Origin of the sequence: Pedobacter sp. D749 (assembly GCF_019317285.1) — a bacterium.
Lineage (GTDB): Bacteria > Bacteroidota > Bacteroidia > Sphingobacteriales > Sphingobacteriaceae > Pedobacter.
The window spans coordinates 712,494-729,563 of sequence record NZ_CP079218.1; the positions used below are offsets into that span (position 1 = coordinate 712,494).

At 38.1% G+C, this 17,070-nt stretch carries 16 protein-coding genes; 8 read left to right on the forward strand and 8 right to left on the reverse strand.

Going from position 1 to position 17,070, the window contains the following annotated elements:
• The first annotated feature begins 359 nt into the window (after positions 1 to 359).
• The 5 genes from KYH19_RS02910 to KYH19_RS02930 all read left to right on the forward strand — a co-directional run bounded on the left by KYH19_RS02910 (position 360) and on the right by KYH19_RS02930 (position 6,310).
• Positions 360 to 1,577 carry a PQQ-dependent sugar dehydrogenase gene (locus KYH19_RS02910; RefSeq protein WP_219077484.1) on the forward strand — a complete coding sequence of 406 codons (1,218 nt, stop codon included), beginning with the start codon at positions 360 to 362 and terminating at the stop codon, positions 1,575 to 1,577.
• A 186-nt stretch (positions 1,578 to 1,763) separates the two neighbouring features.
• Positions 1,764 to 2,681, forward strand: coding sequence for a DUF58 domain-containing protein (locus KYH19_RS02915; protein WP_219077485.1), 918 nt, complete (start codon positions 1,764 to 1,766; stop codon positions 2,679 to 2,681).
• Between the two features lie 68 nt (positions 2,682 to 2,749).
• The gene (locus KYH19_RS02920) at positions 2,750 to 3,211 is read left to right on the forward strand and encodes a redoxin domain-containing protein (protein ID WP_132394933.1); all 462 of its coding nucleotides are present in this window, start codon (positions 2,750 to 2,752) and stop codon (positions 3,209 to 3,211) included.
• Between the two features lie 4 nt (positions 3,212 to 3,215).
• Positions 3,216 to 3,734 (forward strand): thioredoxin domain-containing protein, encoded by a 519-nt coding sequence (locus KYH19_RS02925; protein WP_219077486.1) that lies wholly within the window; start codon positions 3,216 to 3,218, stop codon positions 3,732 to 3,734.
• Positions 3,735 to 4,573: 839 nt separating this feature from the next.
• The gene (locus tag KYH19_RS02930) at positions 4,574 to 6,310 is read left to right on the forward strand and encodes a thiamine pyrophosphate-dependent enzyme (RefSeq protein ID WP_219077487.1); all 1,737 of its coding nucleotides are present in this window, start codon (positions 4,574 to 4,576) and stop codon (positions 6,308 to 6,310) included.
• A 232-nt stretch (positions 6,311 to 6,542) separates the two neighbouring features.
• Here the strand turns inward: KYH19_RS02930 and KYH19_RS02935 are convergent, their stop codons facing one another.
• From KYH19_RS02935 to KYH19_RS02945, 3 genes are all read right to left on the reverse strand, one after another.
• Positions 6,543 to 7,013, reverse strand: coding sequence for a hypothetical protein (locus tag KYH19_RS02935; RefSeq protein ID WP_132394930.1), 471 nt, complete (start codon positions 7,011 to 7,013; stop codon positions 6,543 to 6,545).
• Between the two features lie 132 nt (positions 7,014 to 7,145).
• The gene (gene hppD / locus KYH19_RS02940; RefSeq protein ID WP_219077488.1) at positions 7,146 to 8,276 is read right to left on the reverse strand and encodes a 4-hydroxyphenylpyruvate dioxygenase; all 1,131 of its coding nucleotides are present in this window, start codon (positions 8,274 to 8,276) and stop codon (positions 7,146 to 7,148) included.
• A gap of 164 nt (positions 8,277 to 8,440) precedes the next feature.
• Positions 8,441 to 9,607 carry a homogentisate 1,2-dioxygenase gene (locus KYH19_RS02945; RefSeq protein ID WP_219077489.1) on the reverse strand — a complete coding sequence of 389 codons (1,167 nt, stop codon included), beginning with the start codon at positions 9,605 to 9,607 and terminating at the stop codon, positions 8,441 to 8,443.
• 520 nt (positions 9,608 to 10,127) lie between these two features.
• On the opposite strand from KYH19_RS02945, the gene KYH19_RS02950 reads away from it, so the two are divergent.
• The 3 genes from KYH19_RS02950 (at position 10,128) to KYH19_RS02960 (ending at position 12,842) form a co-directional block, all read left to right on the forward strand.
• The gene (locus tag KYH19_RS02950) at positions 10,128 to 11,126 is read left to right on the forward strand and encodes a fumarylacetoacetate hydrolase family protein (RefSeq protein ID WP_219077490.1); all 999 of its coding nucleotides are present in this window, start codon (positions 10,128 to 10,130) and stop codon (positions 11,124 to 11,126) included.
• A gap of 198 nt (positions 11,127 to 11,324) precedes the next feature.
• Positions 11,325 to 12,212, forward strand: coding sequence for a flavin reductase family protein (locus tag KYH19_RS02955; protein ID WP_219077491.1), 888 nt, complete (start codon positions 11,325 to 11,327; stop codon positions 12,210 to 12,212).
• Between the two features lie 24 nt (positions 12,213 to 12,236).
• Positions 12,237 to 12,842 carry a YdeI family protein gene (locus tag KYH19_RS02960; protein WP_219077492.1) on the forward strand — a complete coding sequence of 202 codons (606 nt, stop codon included), beginning with the start codon at positions 12,237 to 12,239 and terminating at the stop codon, positions 12,840 to 12,842.
• Here the strand turns inward: KYH19_RS02960 and KYH19_RS02965 are convergent, their stop codons facing one another.
• From KYH19_RS02965 to KYH19_RS02985, 5 genes are all read right to left on the reverse strand, one after another.
• The gene (locus KYH19_RS02965) at positions 12,843 to 13,388 is read right to left on the reverse strand and encodes a C40 family peptidase (RefSeq protein WP_219077493.1); all 546 of its coding nucleotides are present in this window, start codon (positions 13,386 to 13,388) and stop codon (positions 12,843 to 12,845) included.
• A gap of 114 nt (positions 13,389 to 13,502) precedes the next feature.
• Positions 13,503 to 13,865: a DUF4870 domain-containing protein gene (locus KYH19_RS02970; RefSeq protein WP_132394923.1), complete on the reverse strand. Its 363-nt coding sequence runs from the start codon at positions 13,863 to 13,865 to the stop codon at positions 13,503 to 13,505.
• A gap of 51 nt (positions 13,866 to 13,916) precedes the next feature.
• Entirely contained in the window at positions 13,917 to 14,618 is a 702-nt protein-coding gene (locus KYH19_RS02975; protein WP_219077494.1) for an SDR family oxidoreductase, read from the reverse strand.
• 329 nt (positions 14,619 to 14,947) lie between these two features.
• Positions 14,948 to 15,199 (reverse strand): hypothetical protein, encoded by a 252-nt coding sequence (locus KYH19_RS02980; RefSeq protein ID WP_219077495.1) that lies wholly within the window; start codon positions 15,197 to 15,199, stop codon positions 14,948 to 14,950.
• A gap of 31 nt (positions 15,200 to 15,230) precedes the next feature.
• On the reverse strand, positions 15,231 to 17,012 hold the full coding sequence (locus KYH19_RS02985) for an aromatic amino acid hydroxylase (RefSeq protein WP_219077496.1): 1,782 nt from the start codon (positions 17,010 to 17,012) through the stop codon (positions 15,231 to 15,233).
• Between the last annotated feature and the right edge of the window lie 58 nt (positions 17,013 to 17,070).

Here is a 17,070-nt window from a genome sequence, read left to right on the forward strand (position 1 = left end):
TAAAGGTGTACTGGGTTTTCCTGGTCAGCTACACGGGGACCAGCCGTGTAGCTTTTTTTTGCAAAGGTAGATCTATTTAGATTAATTACAAATAAGGAGTTGTTTTTTATGGATAAAAATATGTGATATCCATAAAATTGAGCTTACACTTTAAAGATCGTCGGGTTGTAGTTAGACAAGTGTTACTGTGCTAAAATCCATATTATCAGAAAATTAAACAAGAAATCGGCTTAGTTTAAGTTTAAAAGAAGACCAATGCCTAAAGGCTTGTAACATATTTAAAACCGAAGTTCATTTGATGGATTTGGGTTTTTTATTGCAAACATAATTTTGTTTCTTTAATCAAAAAACTGACAATCATGTTTACTCACTTAGTTAAAAATAAAACTTTAGCGATTTTATTAGGAGGCCTGGCCTTAAACTGTGCAAATATTGCCTGTGTATCAGCACAAAACCCTGTTGAAACCAATGAACCCTCGGCTGATTACAAGCCTGCATTTGCCGGACAAACCAGAATTGCAGGCATAAAAACCAAAACGCCTCTGGATATTACGGTCATCAATGAAAAATTGGAAAATCCATGGGCAATTTCGGTGCTTCCCAATGGTGGTTTCCTGATCACCCAAAAACAGGGCACGATGGTAATCCTTACTCCGGAAGGAAAATTAAGTAAAAAAATCACAGGTTTACCAAAAGTAGATCCATCTGGTCAAGGTGGTTTATTGGATGTAACTTTAGATCCAAACTTTGCAAAAAATAGAATGATTTATTGGGCTTATTCAGAGCCACAGGATAAAGGCGTTTTATTGGCCATTGCCAAAGGTAAACTGGCTGCAAACGAAACTTCGATAGAAAACCAGACCATTATTTACCGTGCTACGCCTGCTTATACGGGTAAACTTCAGTACGGATCGAGAATTGTTTTTGATAAAAACGGAAATTTATTTGTAAGTACAGGCGAACGTTCTGGTAACGATATCAGGATACAGGCACAATATTTAAATTCTTCATTAGGTAAAATTTTGCACCTTACCCCAGAGGGAAAAGCGGTTGCAAATGGTCCATTTGCTGGTAAAGCCGATGCCCGACCTGAAATTTATGCCTATGGACTCCGTAACCCGGATGGTTTGGCCATTAATCCCTCGACAGGCGATTTATGGGAGGCAGAGTTTGGACCAAAAGGTGGTGATGAGGTAAACATCATTAAGCCGGGTAAAAATTATGGCTGGCCAATTATTACCTACGGAACAGAGTATAGTGGTAAAAAAGTTGGAGATGGTATTCAGCAGAAAGAAGGAATGGAACAACCGGTTTATTACTGGAATCCAAGTATTTCACCTGGTTGTATTGCGTTTTACAACAGTAATATCATAGCCGAGTGGAAAGGCAATTTATTTGTAGGTGGTTTGGGTGGTTCGCACATTATCCGTTTGGTAATTAAAGATGATAAAATTGTTGGTGAAGAGCGCTTGCTCGAAGGTAAAGGCGAACGTTTCCGCGATATGGTAGAAGGTAAAGACGGAGCGCTTTATTCAGTAACCGATAACGGACATTTATATAGGATAGCGAAGAAATAATTTTTAAGACCTATAAGATTTTAAAAACCTTATAGTCTTTTAATCGGGTTATTTAGACCTCGCAGGTTTCACAAACCTGCGAGGTCTTTTTTTATCATTTTAAATCGGTAGGTTTTGCCTTTGAAAACTTCGGAAGTCTTGGCTAATTTTCATTTTTTTTAATAAATCTTTTATTAGCTTTACGATATGCAGGCTGTAAACTACGAGAACGAAACAAGCTATGGTAATTTAGAATTGCTGGCCCAGCAAGTGGTAGAAGGTTTTATTACGGGTTTGCATAAAAGTCCCTTCCATGGCTTTTCGGTTGAGTTTGCAGAACACCGCCAGTATAATAATGGCGATAATGTTAAAAGTATCGACTGGAAATTATACGCTAAAACTGATAAGCTTTACAGCAAACGTTTCGAAGAAGAAACCAACCTGCGCTGTCAGTTTGTGATTGATGTTTCCTCATCAATGTACTTTCCCGAGCCGAAAAATAATAAACTTATTTTCTCGATACAGGCTGTGGCATCTTTAATGTACCTGTTGAAGAAACAACGCGATGCATTTGGTTTGAGTTTATTTACGGATGAAATATTGTTAAACTCTCCGGCAAAATCGACTACGGTTCATCAAAAATATTTATTTACCCAATTAGAAGAACTGCTTCACAAACCGAAGATAAGTGCACAGACTAATTTAAGCGAAGCTTTACACCAGGTGGCAGAATTGATCCATAAACGTTCGTTGGTGATTATTTTTAGCGATCTGTTTAATACACAGACCAGTGCCGATAAAACTGATCAGTTTTTTGATTCCTTACAGCATTTAAAATTCAACAAACACGAGGTTGTGGTTTTTAATGTGGTTGATCAATCAAAAGAGGTAGATTTTAATTTTGAAAACCGACCATATCAGTTTATTGACATGGAAACAGGCGAAACCATTAAAGTACATACCAATCAGGTAAAAGAGAATTATACAACTGTAATTTCCGCTTATCGTAAGCAAATTGCGCTAAAATGTGCTCAATATAAAATTGACTTAATTGATGCCGATATGAACGAGGGGTTTTTCCCAATCCTTCAGTCTTATTTGATCAAACGGCAAAAATTAGGTTGAAATTTTGTTACAAACAACGCAGTTTTAGCGATGTTTATTAAGTAATTTAAAATTTTAAACTTCCTATTATGTTAGAAAAAGGCGCAATAGCACCAGATTTCGAGTTGAATGCTACTCCCGACCAGAAAATAAAACTTAAAGATTTTAAAGGTAAAAATGTCATCCTGGCTTTTTATCCTGCAGATTGGAGTCCGGTTTGCAGCGACCAAATGGCACTTTATAACGAAATGCTAAAATATTTCAGCAAATATGATGCACAAATTTTTGGTGTTTCTGTAGACAGTGTCTGGTGCCACCTTGCTTTCGAAGAAAACAGAAAACTACATTTCCCGCTACTGGCTGATTTTGAACCAAAAGGTGCTGTGTCTAAAGCTTATGGTGTATATGATGATGAAGTTGGTGAAAGTAAACGGGCACTGTTTGTGATTGATAAAGAAGGAAAAATTGCCTGGAGTTATTTATCACCAGTAGCCGTTAACCCTGGTGCCGATGGTATTTTGGATGCATTGGAAGAACTAAGTAAGAAATAAAGCGATGAGTGTATTAAAACCCGAAATAAATAGTCAGGATCATATTCAAGGTGATGATTCGGCAAGTATTACCATTGTTGAGTTTGGTGACTACCAATGTCCATACTGTGGAGATGCTTATCCCATCATGAAGGAAATTGAAGAAACTTTTGGTCATCAGATCAGATTTGTTTTCCGCCATTTTCCTTTGACAAATGCGCATGAGTTTGCTTTTCCGGCTGCTATTGCTGCAGAAGCGGCAGGTTTACAGGGTAAGTTTTGGGAAATGCACGATGCACTTTATGAAAACCAGTATCGCCTGGACGGTGAGCTGTTCGACGAACTGGCCGAAACGATTGGTTTAGATTTAGAGCAGTTTCAGAAAGATAGTGCTTCAGAAGAGATTAAACGAAAAATAGAAGATGATTTTGACAGTGGTGTCCGCAGTGGTGTAAACGGAACACCTTCATTTTATGTAAACGGAACCAAGTTTGACGGAGGTGCAACCGATTTGTACCAGATGCTCAAGGAAAGTACAGAGTGATTTTAAAGAAGTGGCTGTCTCATAAATTGTAATTCGCTTCTAATTTGTCACGTTGAGCCAGTCGAAACGCCTTATGAGACATCTCAAATAGGTCCTTCGAATCTGCTACCATTGACGTTGTTTTACAAATTATTATTAATCAGGATTTTAACTACTTTCGCATTTCCATCCAGCTAGGCCATAGTACGGTATCTCCGTTCTACTTAAATCCGGCCTAATAAATTTTTCGGGCTGCACTGCTTAAGCCAGCCTACTAGCTTAGAAAGAAAAATTTTCAGCCGGTGTTTTTTGTTTCTTTTTGACACCAAAAAGAAAGAGCCCTTCGGCGGCGGCAAGCCGAGGCAAGACAGCGCGTAGGATAAGAAAAGACAATTGTACGTCACTCATATTGATTTTAAACAATTAACTAATCCTCAGGATGACAATTTTATATTATGATACAGCTTCGACGACTATTATTAAAAATATCTATAAGAAACCTTCAAAATATTTCACTAATTCGAACTGATGTATTGGCTAATTTAATAAAAAAACCTCATGTATTTTGCAATACATGAGGTATCAGATAAGGGTAACCGGAAAACTAAAAAACTAATTATGAGTTTTTAGAATTTAACAAAAATGAAATCGCTTCGTATTTTGTTATATCAAAGGTGCACTTCATTTATGAAGTTTTAGTGAAGAAACTTCATGCTGCTATTATAGCTTTACTTATGTTACAATTGATGATATAAAGTCTTTGCAAGGTCAGATTGGTTCTTTTCTGTTTTAGTTTAAAACAATATATCATCTTCCGCTATTTATTAGCTATATCAAATCCATCATTAAAAAATACTTTCATGGGTAAAAATGTTGCAGAACAACTAGTTGAAATGCTGGTTGAGGTTGGCGTAAAAAGAGTTTACGCCGTTACCGGAGACAGTTTAAATTATTTTAACGATGCTGTAAGAAGAAATGGCAAAATAAAGTGGATCCACGTACGCAATGAAGAGGTTGGTGCTTTTGCAGCGGCCGCCGAAGCTGAACTTGATGGCATTGCCTGTTGTGCGGGTAGCTGTGGTCCGGGCCACGTGCATTTGATTAACGGCCTTTACGATGCACACCGATCACATGTTCCGGTAATTGCCATAGCCTCTACCATACCAACAGGAGAATTTGGAATGGACTTTTTTCAGGAAACAAATACCATAAAATTATTTGATGATTGTAGTTACTATAACCAGGTAGCCACCACTGCCGAGCAAGTACCAAGAATGTTTCAAACGGCTGTTCAGCATGCCGTTCATAAAAAAGGTGTTGCCGTTTTTGGTTTGCCTGGGGATGTAGCACAACTGGATGCGGTGGAGAGCGTAACTGCTATGCAATTGTTCAACAATAAGCCAGTAATCCGCCCTTCAGACCAGGAGCTGAAAGATTTATCAGACCTGCTTAATGGTGAAAAGAAAATTATGCTTTACTGTGGCATAGGTGCCGCCGAAGCACATGATGAAGTGGTAGAATTAGCAGGTAAATTAAAAGCGCCTGTGGGGTTTTCGTTCAGAGGTAAAATGGGCATCCAATATAATAATCCTTATGAAGTGGGAATGACAGGACTTTTAGGACAGCCATCTGGCTATCATGCCATGCACGAGGCTGATGTAGTGCTTCTGCTGGGAACTGATTTTCCTTACGTGAATTTTATGCCTGTAAAAAATAAAATTGTACAGATTGATGAAAAACCCGAGCGTTTGGGCAGGAGGGCTAAACTTACCATGGGTTTATGTGGGAGCATTAGCGATTCGATAAAAGCGTTATTGCCACTTCTTACCGAAAAGAAAGATGAAGGTTTCTTAAAATCTCAATTAGAATTTTATCAGAAAGTGAAGGAAGCACAGCAGGTTTATGTTAAAGATCAGGGTGAGGAAAATAAAATCCAACCCGAATTTGTAGCTGAAACCATAAATCGTTTAGCAGCAGATGATGCCATTTTTACGGTAGATACGGGAATGTGTTGCGTTTGGGGAGCACGTTTTATAGATGGAACAGGCAAACGTAAAATGCTGGGATCTTTTAACCATGGTTCTATGGCTAATGCCATGCCAATGGCTATCGGAGCGGCATTGGCGCATCCACAACAGCAAGTAATCGCACTATGTGGCGATGGTGGCTTATCGATGCTTTTGGGCGATCTGGCAACCATTAAACAATATAACCTGCCTATAAAATTGATTGTTTTTAACAACAGGGCACTGGGAATGGTGAAGTTGGAAATGGAAGTTGATGGTTTACCAGATAATGAAACAGATATGATTAATCCTGATTTTGCATTGGTTGCGCAGGCCATGGGCTTTAAAGGAATAACCGTAGCCAAGCCTGAAGAAGTAGAAACAGCAATCAGTCATGCATTGAATGAAGATGGACCAGTTTTGTTAAATGTGATGACCAATCCAAATGCTTTGGCCATGCCGGCAAAAATAGAATGGGCGCAAATCAAAGGCATGACAGAATCCATGACAAAATTAATGCTCGGCGGAAAAATGAGCGAAGTTTTGGATACGATAAAATCGAATTATAAACATTTGGGCGAAGTTTTGTAGTTTAGAAAAGTTTCGTCATTCCCAACTTGATTGGAATCTTAATGCATGTTAATGTTTCATAAGCATTAAGATTCCCGCCTGCGCGGGAATGACGAGCTAAATAAAAAAAACGTCATCTCGACTGAAGAGCAGCGGAATGGAGAGATCTATCTAAACAGATTTAGCTTCGCTGTGCACTTTGTGGTTCTCAGCTTAGTTATATATCGCTCGAAATGAAGACATTAATTAAAAGTTATTTTCTCTTATAAAGTCCTTGCAGCTGTGTTAACGCAGCTATCAATTTCTCTTCATCGCCTGCTAAACAATAATATTTTATTCCGTTTTTATCATTATCAGGCTCTCCATCGCGTTTAGTAAAAACCGGGTAGATTGATTTAATATTTGCGCTATTCTGTTCCGGACTAACCTTGAACCCGTTCCATGTCTGTATTTGAGATGTGTAGCTATTTTCTTCTTTGGCATGATCTGAACTGGCAAATGTTTTTCCAATTGTAAAAATGCCAAAATTCATTTCCTCATCGATATAAAATGAGTTAGCAGTAATTTTAAACTCAGTCGACGTGCCGTTGTGTAAAGTAATATTCGTTCCACCGATAGCTTTTGCCAGCAGTTGGTTGATGGTTTTGACAATTTCGGCCTTTGGTTGCGCGAAGCCGCTGAATGATGCTGCCAGTAATAAAACCAGCGTGATTTTTGTTCTCATAATGATTAAGGTTTAAATATTTGTGTGTAACTAAATTTAGTTATTTTATTGGTTCAATTACATACCTAAAAATGAGTAAATAAAAAAGGCAACCAGATCACTGATTGCCCTTAGTTTAAATTACGGATGGTATTACAAATTACCCCTTAATTCCTGCTCACGCTCTAACGATTCGAATAGTGCTTTAAAATTACCGGCACCAAAACTCTGCGCACCTTTACGCTGAATAATCTCGAAGAAAAGGGTAGGGCGGTCTTCAACAGGTTTGGTGAAAATCTGCAATAAATATCCTTCTTCATCGCAATCGACCAAAATGCCCAGGCTTTCCAATAAGGCTATTTCTTCATCAATTTTACCTACACGCTGAGGCATCATATCATAATAAGCTTCAGGTGGAGCACTTAAAAATTCAACGCCACGTGATTTTAATTCTTTAACGGTTTTAACAATATCTTTTGTCGCTACGGCAATATGCTGCACGCCTTCACCCTCATAATATTCCAGATACTCTTCAATTTGCGATTTCTTTTTGCCTTCTGCTGGCTCGTTAATCGGGAATTTCGAAAAGCCGTTCCCGTTACTCATCACTTTACTCATCAAAGCCGAATATTCGGTATTGATTTGCTTATCGTCAAAAGATAGAATATTTACGAATCCCATTACATCTTCATACCATTGTACGGCTTCATTCATGCGGTTCCAACCCACATTACCCACACAATGATCAATATATAAAAGGCCAGCATCTTTAGGTTGATAATCACTTTCCCATACCCGGTAACCTGGCATGAAAGTTCCGGTATAGTTTTTACGCTCTATAAACATGTGTACCGTTTCGCCGTAAGTGTAAATACCACTCATTTTAACTTCGCCATTTTCATCAGTTAAGGTTTTAGGCTCCATGTATGGTTTAGCGCCACGTTTTGTGGTTTCTTCGAAAGCACTATAGGCATCGTCTACCCAAAGGGCCAATACTTTTACCCCATCGCCATGTTTTTTTACATGTTCTGATATTGGATGATCAGATTTTAATGCTGTGGTTAAAATCAGCCTGATTTTACCCTGTTGTAATACATACGACGAACGATCGCGTACACCAGTTTCCGGGCCGGCATAAGCCAGGCTTTGAAACCCAAATGCCGTTTTGTAGTAGTGAGCCGCTTGTTTAGCGTTGCCTACATAAAATTCGATATAATCTGTTCCGTTAATAGGCAAAAAATCCGGTGCTTTCGATATTTTTTCTGCGAATGTTTGTGTTTCCATTTGTTTGTTGTTATTTAAGTCCGAGGTCGGAGGTCCGAAGTCGGATGTGATATGTTGTTTTTAAATGTTTTAAGGTTGTAAAGTTTAAATGTTGGATAATTGCTCTTCATCTATTTCATCTGCACTTTATCTTCGGACCTTGGTCTCCCGACTTCCGACTAATTTTATTCTACGTTAATCTGCCAGCTTTTGTGGTAATTTTCATCTTCAATATCCACGGCGTCCTGTGTAAGCATTAAAGGCTTAAAAGGATCGATCATAACTGCCAGCTCATCTGTTTTTTCTTTTCCAATCGATTTTTCTACAGTACCTGGATGTGGCCCATGTGGAATACCACCAGGGTGTAGGGTAATCTGTCCTTTAACCACACTTTTACGGCTCATAAAATCACCATCAACATAATAAAGCACCTCGTCGCTATCTACATTGCTATGGTTGTATGGTGCAGGGATCGAATCGGGATGGTAATCGTATTTGCGGGGAACAAAAGAGCAAACCACAAAATTGTGTCCTTCGAAAGTTTGGTGAACCGGAGGCGGTTGGTGCAGGCGGCCTGTTATCGGCTCAAAGTCGTGGATTGAGAAAGCATAGGGATAATGGTAACCATCCCAGCCAACATAATCAAAAGGGTGCGTACCATAAGTATAGGGATAAATTAATCCCTGTTTTTTAATGAGTACTTTAAAATCGCCATACTCATCATGTGTTTGCAGGTTTTCGGGTAGTCTCAAATCACGCTCACAATACGGCGCATGTTCCATTAACTGTCCAAACTGATTTAAATATCTTTTTGGCGGTCTTAGCGGACTAAAACTTTCTACAATAAATAACCTGTTTTGTTCGGTATCAAATTCCATCTGATAGATGGTTCCTCTTGGAATGATCAGATAATCGCCATAAGCAAATTTAATTTCTCCAAATCCTGTTTTCAGCTTTCCAGAACCTTCATGTATGAAGATCATCTCGTCGGCCTGACTATTTTTGTAGAAATAGTCGGTCATAGATTTTCTTGGTGCAGCCAGAACGATATGCAGATCGCTGTTTACCAGAACGGCTTTTCTGCTTTTTAGAAAATCATCTTCCGGTTTAATATTGAAACCGATTAAACTGGTGTGTTTCAGGTGTTTTTCGCGCGCAATTTTTGGCTCAACACTATAAGGCTCGCCCAAATGTTTTACCATTGTTGGCGGGTGACAATGATAAACCAATGAATATAAACTGGAAAAACCTTCGGTTGATACCAATTCTTCGGCATAAAGATTTCCATCAGGTTTACGAAAAACCGTGTGACGTTTAGCTGGAATCTGCCCCAATTTATGATAAATAGGCATAATGATATGATGGTTAGATAAGAAAAATCCTAATGAATTAACAATTAAAACGGCAAGGCGTTTCAATTAAAAAGAAAGGTGAATGAAATTACAGTGAATACTGAGCCATGATCAGCTTGGATAGCATCTTATAGCGACGGGCTGCAATAGCGTCGTTTACCAGATTAATATGTAATGCTTTTAAGATCATGGTTTTAATGGTACTAAGGTATGTATTTTATTTAAAAGTTAAAATTTTAATGTGATATATATACACCTCAGAGAGAGCCGCACCGTTGGTTATTGCCAGAGGTTAACATTTTGTGTTGGCTGCCATAAGCGATAAATCGGTAGTGTTTATGGCTGCAAGCGCAGCAAGGGATACTGCAAGTTATTGATTGATGGATTTACGCTCACCCATAGATTTTCCATTAAATTAAATCTAATCTTCAGAAACATATCTTTTTAAAATAATAACGCTTAAGTTTTATTTTGAATAGCCTAATTGCTTAGCTTTACCGCGTATTTAACCAAATCATATATGAAACTAGTATCCTATAAAACCGAAGACAGGGAGCATCTTGGTGTGTTTGTAAATGGGCATATCTATAATTTAAATAGCTGCGATAAGCTTATTCCTGACAACATGAACGAATTTTTGCAGGGAGGAGAGGTAATAATGGAAAGGGCGAAACGCATTGATGATCAGATTAAAGAAGGAAGTCTGGAGGCCAAAGAAGAAATTTTTTATGAGATTTTGGCGCCCGTTCCACATCCAACCAGCTGTCGTGACGGTTACGCTTTCAGGCAACATGTTGCTGCAGCACGTAGAAACAGAAAGGTTGATATGATCCCTCAATTTGATGAGTATCCCATCTTTTATTTCACCAATCATAACGCTATTCAGGGTACAGGAGAAATTGAGTGCATGCCAGATCATTTTGATAAACTGGATTTCGAATTGGAGCTTGCTATTGTCATCGGTAAAAAAGGTAGAAATATTAAAGCTGCTGAGGCTGATGAATACATTGCAGGTTATATGGTTATGAATGATATGAGTGCCCGTACGTTGCAGATGGAAGAGATGCTGTTGAATTTAGGCCCTGCTAAAGGAAAAGATTTTTCTACCGTAATTGGCCCATGGCTGGTAACACCTGATGAATTATTGCAGTATAAGGTTGCTCCTAAAGAAGGACATGTAGGTAATGCTTACGATCTTAAAATGACCTGCAGAGTAAACGGTATTGAAGTTTCGAAAGGAAATGCTGCTGATATGGACTGGACTTTTGCCGAAATTATAGAACGTTGTGCTTACGGGGTCGACATCATTCCTGGTGATGTAATTGGTTCAGGAACAGTGGGTACGGGTTGTTTTTTAGAGTTAAACGGTACTGGTTTACTTAACGATCCAAATTATAAAGTACAATGGTTACAGCCAGGTGATGTTGTGGAGATGGAAATAACAGGCTTGGGTGCACTAACCAATACGATTACGAAGGCTGATACGGATTTTTCGATCCTGGCGTTGAAGAAGAATTAAAATAAAGTTGTCTCGATCCGATAGTTTCGGATTTAGTTCAAATCTAATATAAAAGTCGTCATTTCGAGCGGAGTGCAACGAAGTCGAGAAATGTATTATAAATCTCTCCATTACGCTACGCTTCAGTCGAGATGACGACATTTTTCGAGTTATAACTTCTTTTAAACTATTGCATTCAACATTTAACTCAATAAAGCCTTGCTGACCCTAAATACCTCCGATTTAACCCCTGTAGAACTACAAAACTACCTGCAGTACGCGATCGCTCCGCGACCGATCTGTTTTGCCTCCACTATTGATGCCGAAGGAAATATAAATCTAAGCCCCTTCAGTTTCTTTAATATGTTTAGTACAAATCCACCCATCTGTATTTTTTCCCCGTCGAGGAGGGTGCGCGATAATACGACCAAACACACTTTAGAGAATGTTCATCAAGTAAAAGAGTGCGTGATCAATATTGTAAACTACGATATGGTGCAGCAGATGAGCCTGGCCAGTACCGAATATGCCAAAGGCGTAAACGAGTTTGAGAAAGCAGGATTTACCATGTTGAAGTCAGATCTGGTTCGGCCGCCAAGAGTAGCCGAGGCTCCGGTACAGTTCGAATGTGTAGTGAATGAAGTGATTTCTTTGGGCGATAAACATGGTGCAGGAAACCTGATTCTGGCTGAAATAAAAGTGATTCATATTAACGAAGCTATTTTAGATGAGAATGGTAAGATAGATCAGCATAAAATCGATCTGGTAGCCCGTTTAGGTGGCGATTGGTATTGCAGAGTTACAAAAGATAATTTGTTTAAAGTGGCAAAACCTTTGGCTAAATTAGGTATTGGGGTTGATCGTTTGCCACAATCAGTCCGCTTTTCGAAAGTGTTAACCGGAAACGATTTAGGTATGCTCGGTAATGTTGAGCAAATACCCACTGATGAGGAAATTGATCTGATCATTACAAATCCCGAAGTAAAAGAAGTCCTCGATGCTACTATTGGCGACAGTACCAACCGCGAAAGAGAACTGCACGAACTGGCTAAAAAGTTTCTTTTTAATGGAGATGTAGAACTTGCTTTAAAGGTTGTTTTGCTTTAAATTTATTATCGTAATCTTTTAGTTATGCATACAATTGTTCAGGTAGACCAATATATTATCAATTCGGCTGCGTTTGCCATTCCGATTTTAGATCATTTAAGAAACCTGGTGCATAAAGCCGATGCTCGTATTGAAGAGAAAATTAAATGGGGGATGCCTTTTTTCGATTATAAAGGCACGGTTTGTCACATGGCTTCCTTTAAGAATCATTGTGCCTTTGGCTTTTGGAAAGGCTCGTTAATGCAAGATGAGTATGGCATCTTTAAAGAACATTCGGAAGCCATGGGTTTATTGGGGAAAATAAAATCTTTTGACGATTTGCCATCTGATGAAATTCTGATTGCCTATATTCAGCGAGCCATTCAATTAAATGAGGACAATATAAAACTGCCACTAAAAACAAAATCTACCGAGAAGAAAGAACTGGTTATACCTGAATATTTTATGGAAGCTTTACAAGAAGCCCCGGAAGCTTTAGCGGTATTCCAGAATTTCAGTCCATCCAATAAAAAAGATTATGTATTGTGGCTTGAGGAAGCTAAAACGGAAGCAACCAGAATAAAGCGATTGGAAACCACTTTAGAATGGCTTGCTGAAGGCAAAACCAGAATGTGGAAGTATAAAAAATAATTAAAGAATACTTACAATTTTCATGAAACGGGCTTTATAATGACCGTCAAGATCGGTAATGGTTACCTGGTGCGCTTTACCTGAAGAGGCATGAATAAATTTAATTCCGTTTTCATCAATGGAATAAACAATCCCAACATGACCGATCCTTCTTACTCTTGAATTACTGCCTGTAAAAATCAATACGTCGCCTACTTTTGCATTTTCTAAACTGGTTTCTTTACCCGCATAGCTAAACTCTCTTGAAGAACGTGGAACTTTAAAGCCAAAATTACTGAATACATAACTCACAAAACCAGAGCAATCGAAACCAACCTTCGGGTTGCTTGTAGCATAACGATAGGGGATACCTAACATACTTTTCGCAAAATCGATAAGGGTTGTGGAGCTTGTGGAAGAATTATTTTCCGTAACTGTTGTGTTTTTTGGAAGGCTTGCAACTAATTTCTTTACCAATTCCTGGTATTGCGCGGGTAAGATTGTTTGGGCTTTTCCTGCCGTGGCAGACAAAATGAAAAACAAAATCGGGACTATTATTTTCTTCATATGTTGGAGCCAAAGATATAAAAAATATCTAAAGTCGGTTAAAATGTTGAAAATGAGTTAAAACAAAAAGTCCGGGTTAGCTTACCCGGACCTAATTAAAATATTTGGCTTCGATTAAATACTTGGGAACATGGTTTGTGCTTGGTCGCCGATTAACGGAAGCGGTTTTTGTTCACCATTATTGGCACTTATAGCACCTATAATGATCAAAATAATGTAGGCAATGTAAACTACAAAACTTAAATAACCAATTAGAGCGATTGGCACAATCATGATCAATATCGTTACCGCTACATAAAGTACAATCATACCCAAATGAAGCAATAATGACTGTCTTAAATGATAGCTTGACAGCGCTGTTTTGTTGTCTTTGTACATGGCAAAGTACGATATCAACCAACCGAGTAGAAAAATGTAGCTAACAACAGCGGCATTTTTTCCACTGTCGACTGTTTTAAAAGGAGAATTTGTTTCCATAGATTTTTTTAGTTTTTCAATTACTGCCGTAAATTACTAAAAATTATCATATTATGGTGTAGTAACTGCTACTGGTAAAATTTTTCCATTAAAAAATTTATGTCCTGTTTTAGCAAAATCGGCCACATATTTCCCCATTTCAAAAGCCATAACCGGGCTTTGGTAGCCAGGGAAAGCGGTTTCGAGCATTTCTGTCTGGGCCGATCCTAATGCAAGGCAATTAATTTTAATTCCTGTTTCAGCTAATTCAAAAGCCAAACATTCTGTTAAGGTATGCAAGGCAGCTTTACTTGCCGAATAGGCAGAAAGACCAGGAAATTTAACACTTCCCTGAAAGCCACCCATACTGCCGATATTAACAATATGGCTTCCGCTTTGCATTAAAGGTAAAAGGTTCTGGATCATTCTAAAATGTGAAATTACGTTGCTCTGTAACATTTCGCCTAAATCAACCTCGGTGGTTTCTAAAAAAGGCTTATTAATTAAAGCGCCTGCATTGTTGATCAGGATATCGATTGTACCCAAACGTTCTTTTAAAAAAGGAATCAGCGCGGCATAATCATCGTTTACAATGTCGAATTCTACAGGTAAAAGGGTGCAATCTGGATTAATGCCTTTAGCAATTTCTAAGAGTTTGCGCAGCTTATCTGCTGAACGGGCAATGGCAACAATCTTGTTTTCTTTATGTAAGCTAAACTCTAAAGCCGTTTCGAAACCGATTCCGCTGCTGGCACCTGTAATTATAATGTTCATTAAAAGGAATTAAAAATTGTTGTAAAGTTAAAAGATTGAAATGTTCCGAACTTGATGAAATCAAAGTTAGGAAAAAAAGAGTAAGTCGACTAAAACCTTATTTGCGACAAGGATTAGAAATAGGAATTACATCACTTAATTTACACATTATGTGATAAATGTAGTTGTTCTCGTTATAAATGAGGATGATTGGAATTAATAAGAAATTTAAGGTATTTGAACGATAAGTTCGTCATGCTGAATTTATTTCAGCATCTATTTTGCATTAAGACCCTGAAATAAATTCAGGGTGACGACCGACTTTTAACCCCTTCATAATTTGCAACCTATCATTTAATTTCCCATTCATCTCTTAAATCACTCTGCCATTTAGATGGATCTTTAATATCCTTAAACATTAAATTGCCTTCAGTATTGTCAATTGCTTTTTTTAATTTCTGATAAGATCCCCTAGGCTCCTCAACCATATTGGGCTGATGGGTTTTGATATCAACATCTTCTACAAAAGATAATGCCTTAAGCATCTTTTCAAGAAGTGCAGCATTTTGTTCGTTATCTACTTGTACTGTGATAGTTGTCATAACGTAAAGTTAATGAAATTAAAGCGATTAATCAATCTTCCACAAGGAGCTGACTAACAGGATTTTTAATCACATGTAAGCCATCATTAATCAGTTTGGTATGGTCTAACTCTTTACCCGCTTTAATTTCAAGATATACCTGAATTTCCTTTTCCAGCTGATGGTAAATCTTTTTATGGTAAATAATCTCCAGAATTTCCAAGGCGCAAAGCCAATCCTGCCTATGGTTTGTTTTTAGCTGTAAGAAAATTTCGCCTAGCTGATCAAGGTTTTCACCACTTTCCCTAATCTCTCTAACCGTTTGGTATAAGCTGTGTAGTTTTAAGGTTTTATCGTCGTAAGTAATGTGATGCGTTTTCTCCGTGCTAATTAACGTAATCTCCTCGTAAGCATCTTTGTCGGCAGCACCATTAAAAACTGAAACGATGCTTTCGCCTATGGCCATATCATAAATTCCCCATTCTGGTTTAAATAAAATATTCCCATTACGTTCTGTAACCGTACAATCGTTAAAGGCTATTAAAATCAACTTACCCTTTTCGGTAATAATATCTTTAACTATTCCTACAACTTTAATTCCGCTTTCAAACGTAAGTTCAGTTTTCTCCCCTTTGATGATTTTTAAAGATTGTAGTTCTAATGGACTATAATCCTCAAATGGTTTTTCTGCTCCTTTTAAACGGCCAACCGGCGACGAAAAACCATCAGCATGGTAATCTTTTCCATGGCCATTTAATTGTTTTCCGTTAAACGCCAATGCCGAAGCACCAGTTGTTTTAATAAAAGTTACCTCATCTTTTGTGCCAACACCTATATCCGTAAATACACCACTTACCTGTAAGCCTGAACTATAAACAGCTGTGGCTACGTTTTTACAGGCAATTGCTTTCATAATACTTTCTGTTCCACCTTTCCTAAAGGCCATGGTATTGGCAAAAGTTTCCAAAACATCAATCAGATTTTGGAATGTTTCGGTTACAAAAAGCTGCGGTTGTGGTTTGGTAATGTCGTAGGCATAATTAATCGTATCAATGTTGTACCAAAGTTTTGCTACATCATTTTGCATGCAGGTTGCACTTTCGCCGATAGAGGAAAGCAAACCCGCGCCATAAATTTTTGGATTTTCTAACGTACCAATCAAACCATATTCAACCGTCCACCAGTGCAAGCGACCAAGTAAAGCCATTTCAGAAGGCTCGCCCATATTTTCACTAATGTAGCGCAATTCTTTTTCTGCCCTGGCAATGGCAAATTCATCAGCATTTACAGCTTCTTTCAAAATCGATAACTTCCTGATGGCTTCGTAAAGTTCAAAATCTTTCGCCGAAAACATGGCTTTTGCACCAATCGAACCAAAATAGCTTAAATAATTATTGTAGTCGGTATCGGCAATAATAGGTGCATGACCAGCACTTTCATGTATAATATCTGGTGCCGGTGTATATTCAATGTGATTAATCTGGCGGATATCTGCAGCAATTACCAGTACCCTATAGGCCTGATATTCCATAAAAGCAGCTGGCGGAATAAAACCATCAACAGTTACGGCGCCCCAACCAATCTTACCCAGATTATCGTTCATGGTTTGCAGGTCGGGAATGTGCTCAATACTTAAACCTGCTCGCTGTAAGCCTTTAATATAAGGGTAATAAGCTACGTTTTTAAGATAACTGTAATTCTGGCGCATTACATAACGCCATACCGCTTGATCGATTGGTGTGTATTTTTCGTAATTCTGGTCAACAATAAATTGTTTTAAATGATTGGGCAATTTTGCTACCTGCGCATTATTAAAATCATTAAAATGGCTCATGGTTATTTATGAAATAAGTTGGTCGGCAGCTAAGTTAGGATGTTGTTTTTATCTTATC

Bases quoted from the DNA above. Each gene is read 5' to 3' on its own strand.
- KYH19_RS02965 (WP_219077493.1), bottom strand. From the start codon at position 13,388: ATGAAGAAAATAATAGTCCCGATTTTGTTTTTCATTTTGTCTGCCACG.
- KYH19_RS02950 (WP_219077490.1), top strand. From the start codon at position 10,128: ATGAAACTAGTATCCTATAAAACCGAAGACAGGGAGCATCTTGGTGTG.
- KYH19_RS02970 (WP_132394923.1), bottom strand. From the start codon at position 13,865: ATGGAAACAAATTCTCCTTTTAAAACAGTCGACAGTGGAAAAAATGCC.
- KYH19_RS02985 (WP_219077496.1), bottom strand. From the start codon at position 17,012: ATGAGCCATTTTAATGATTTTAATAATGCGCAGGTAGCAAAATTGCCC.
- hppD (WP_219077488.1), bottom strand. From the start codon at position 8,276: ATGGAAACACAAACATTCGCAGAAAAAATATCGAAAGCACCGGATTTT.
- KYH19_RS02935 (WP_132394930.1), bottom strand. From the start codon at position 7,013: ATGAGAACAAAAATCACGCTGGTTTTATTACTGGCAGCATCATTCAGC.
- KYH19_RS02910 (WP_219077484.1), top strand. From the start codon at position 360: ATGTTTACTCACTTAGTTAAAAATAAAACTTTAGCGATTTTATTAGGA.
- KYH19_RS02960 (WP_219077492.1), top strand. From the start codon at position 12,237: ATGCATACAATTGTTCAGGTAGACCAATATATTATCAATTCGGCTGCG.
- KYH19_RS02920 (WP_132394933.1), top strand. From the start codon at position 2,750: ATGTTAGAAAAAGGCGCAATAGCACCAGATTTCGAGTTGAATGCTACT.
- KYH19_RS02980 (WP_219077495.1), bottom strand. From the start codon at position 15,199: ATGACAACTATCACAGTACAAGTAGATAACGAACAAAATGCTGCACTT.
- KYH19_RS02925 (WP_219077486.1), top strand. From the start codon at position 3,216: ATGAGTGTATTAAAACCCGAAATAAATAGTCAGGATCATATTCAAGGT.
- KYH19_RS02915 (WP_219077485.1), top strand. From the start codon at position 1,764: ATGCAGGCTGTAAACTACGAGAACGAAACAAGCTATGGTAATTTAGAA.
- KYH19_RS02945 (WP_219077489.1), bottom strand. From the start codon at position 9,607: ATGCCTATTTATCATAAATTGGGGCAGATTCCAGCTAAACGTCACACG.
- KYH19_RS02930 (WP_219077487.1), top strand. From the start codon at position 4,574: ATGGGTAAAAATGTTGCAGAACAACTAGTTGAAATGCTGGTTGAGGTT.
- KYH19_RS02975 (WP_219077494.1), bottom strand. From the start codon at position 14,618: ATGAACATTATAATTACAGGTGCCAGCAGCGGAATCGGTTTCGAAACG.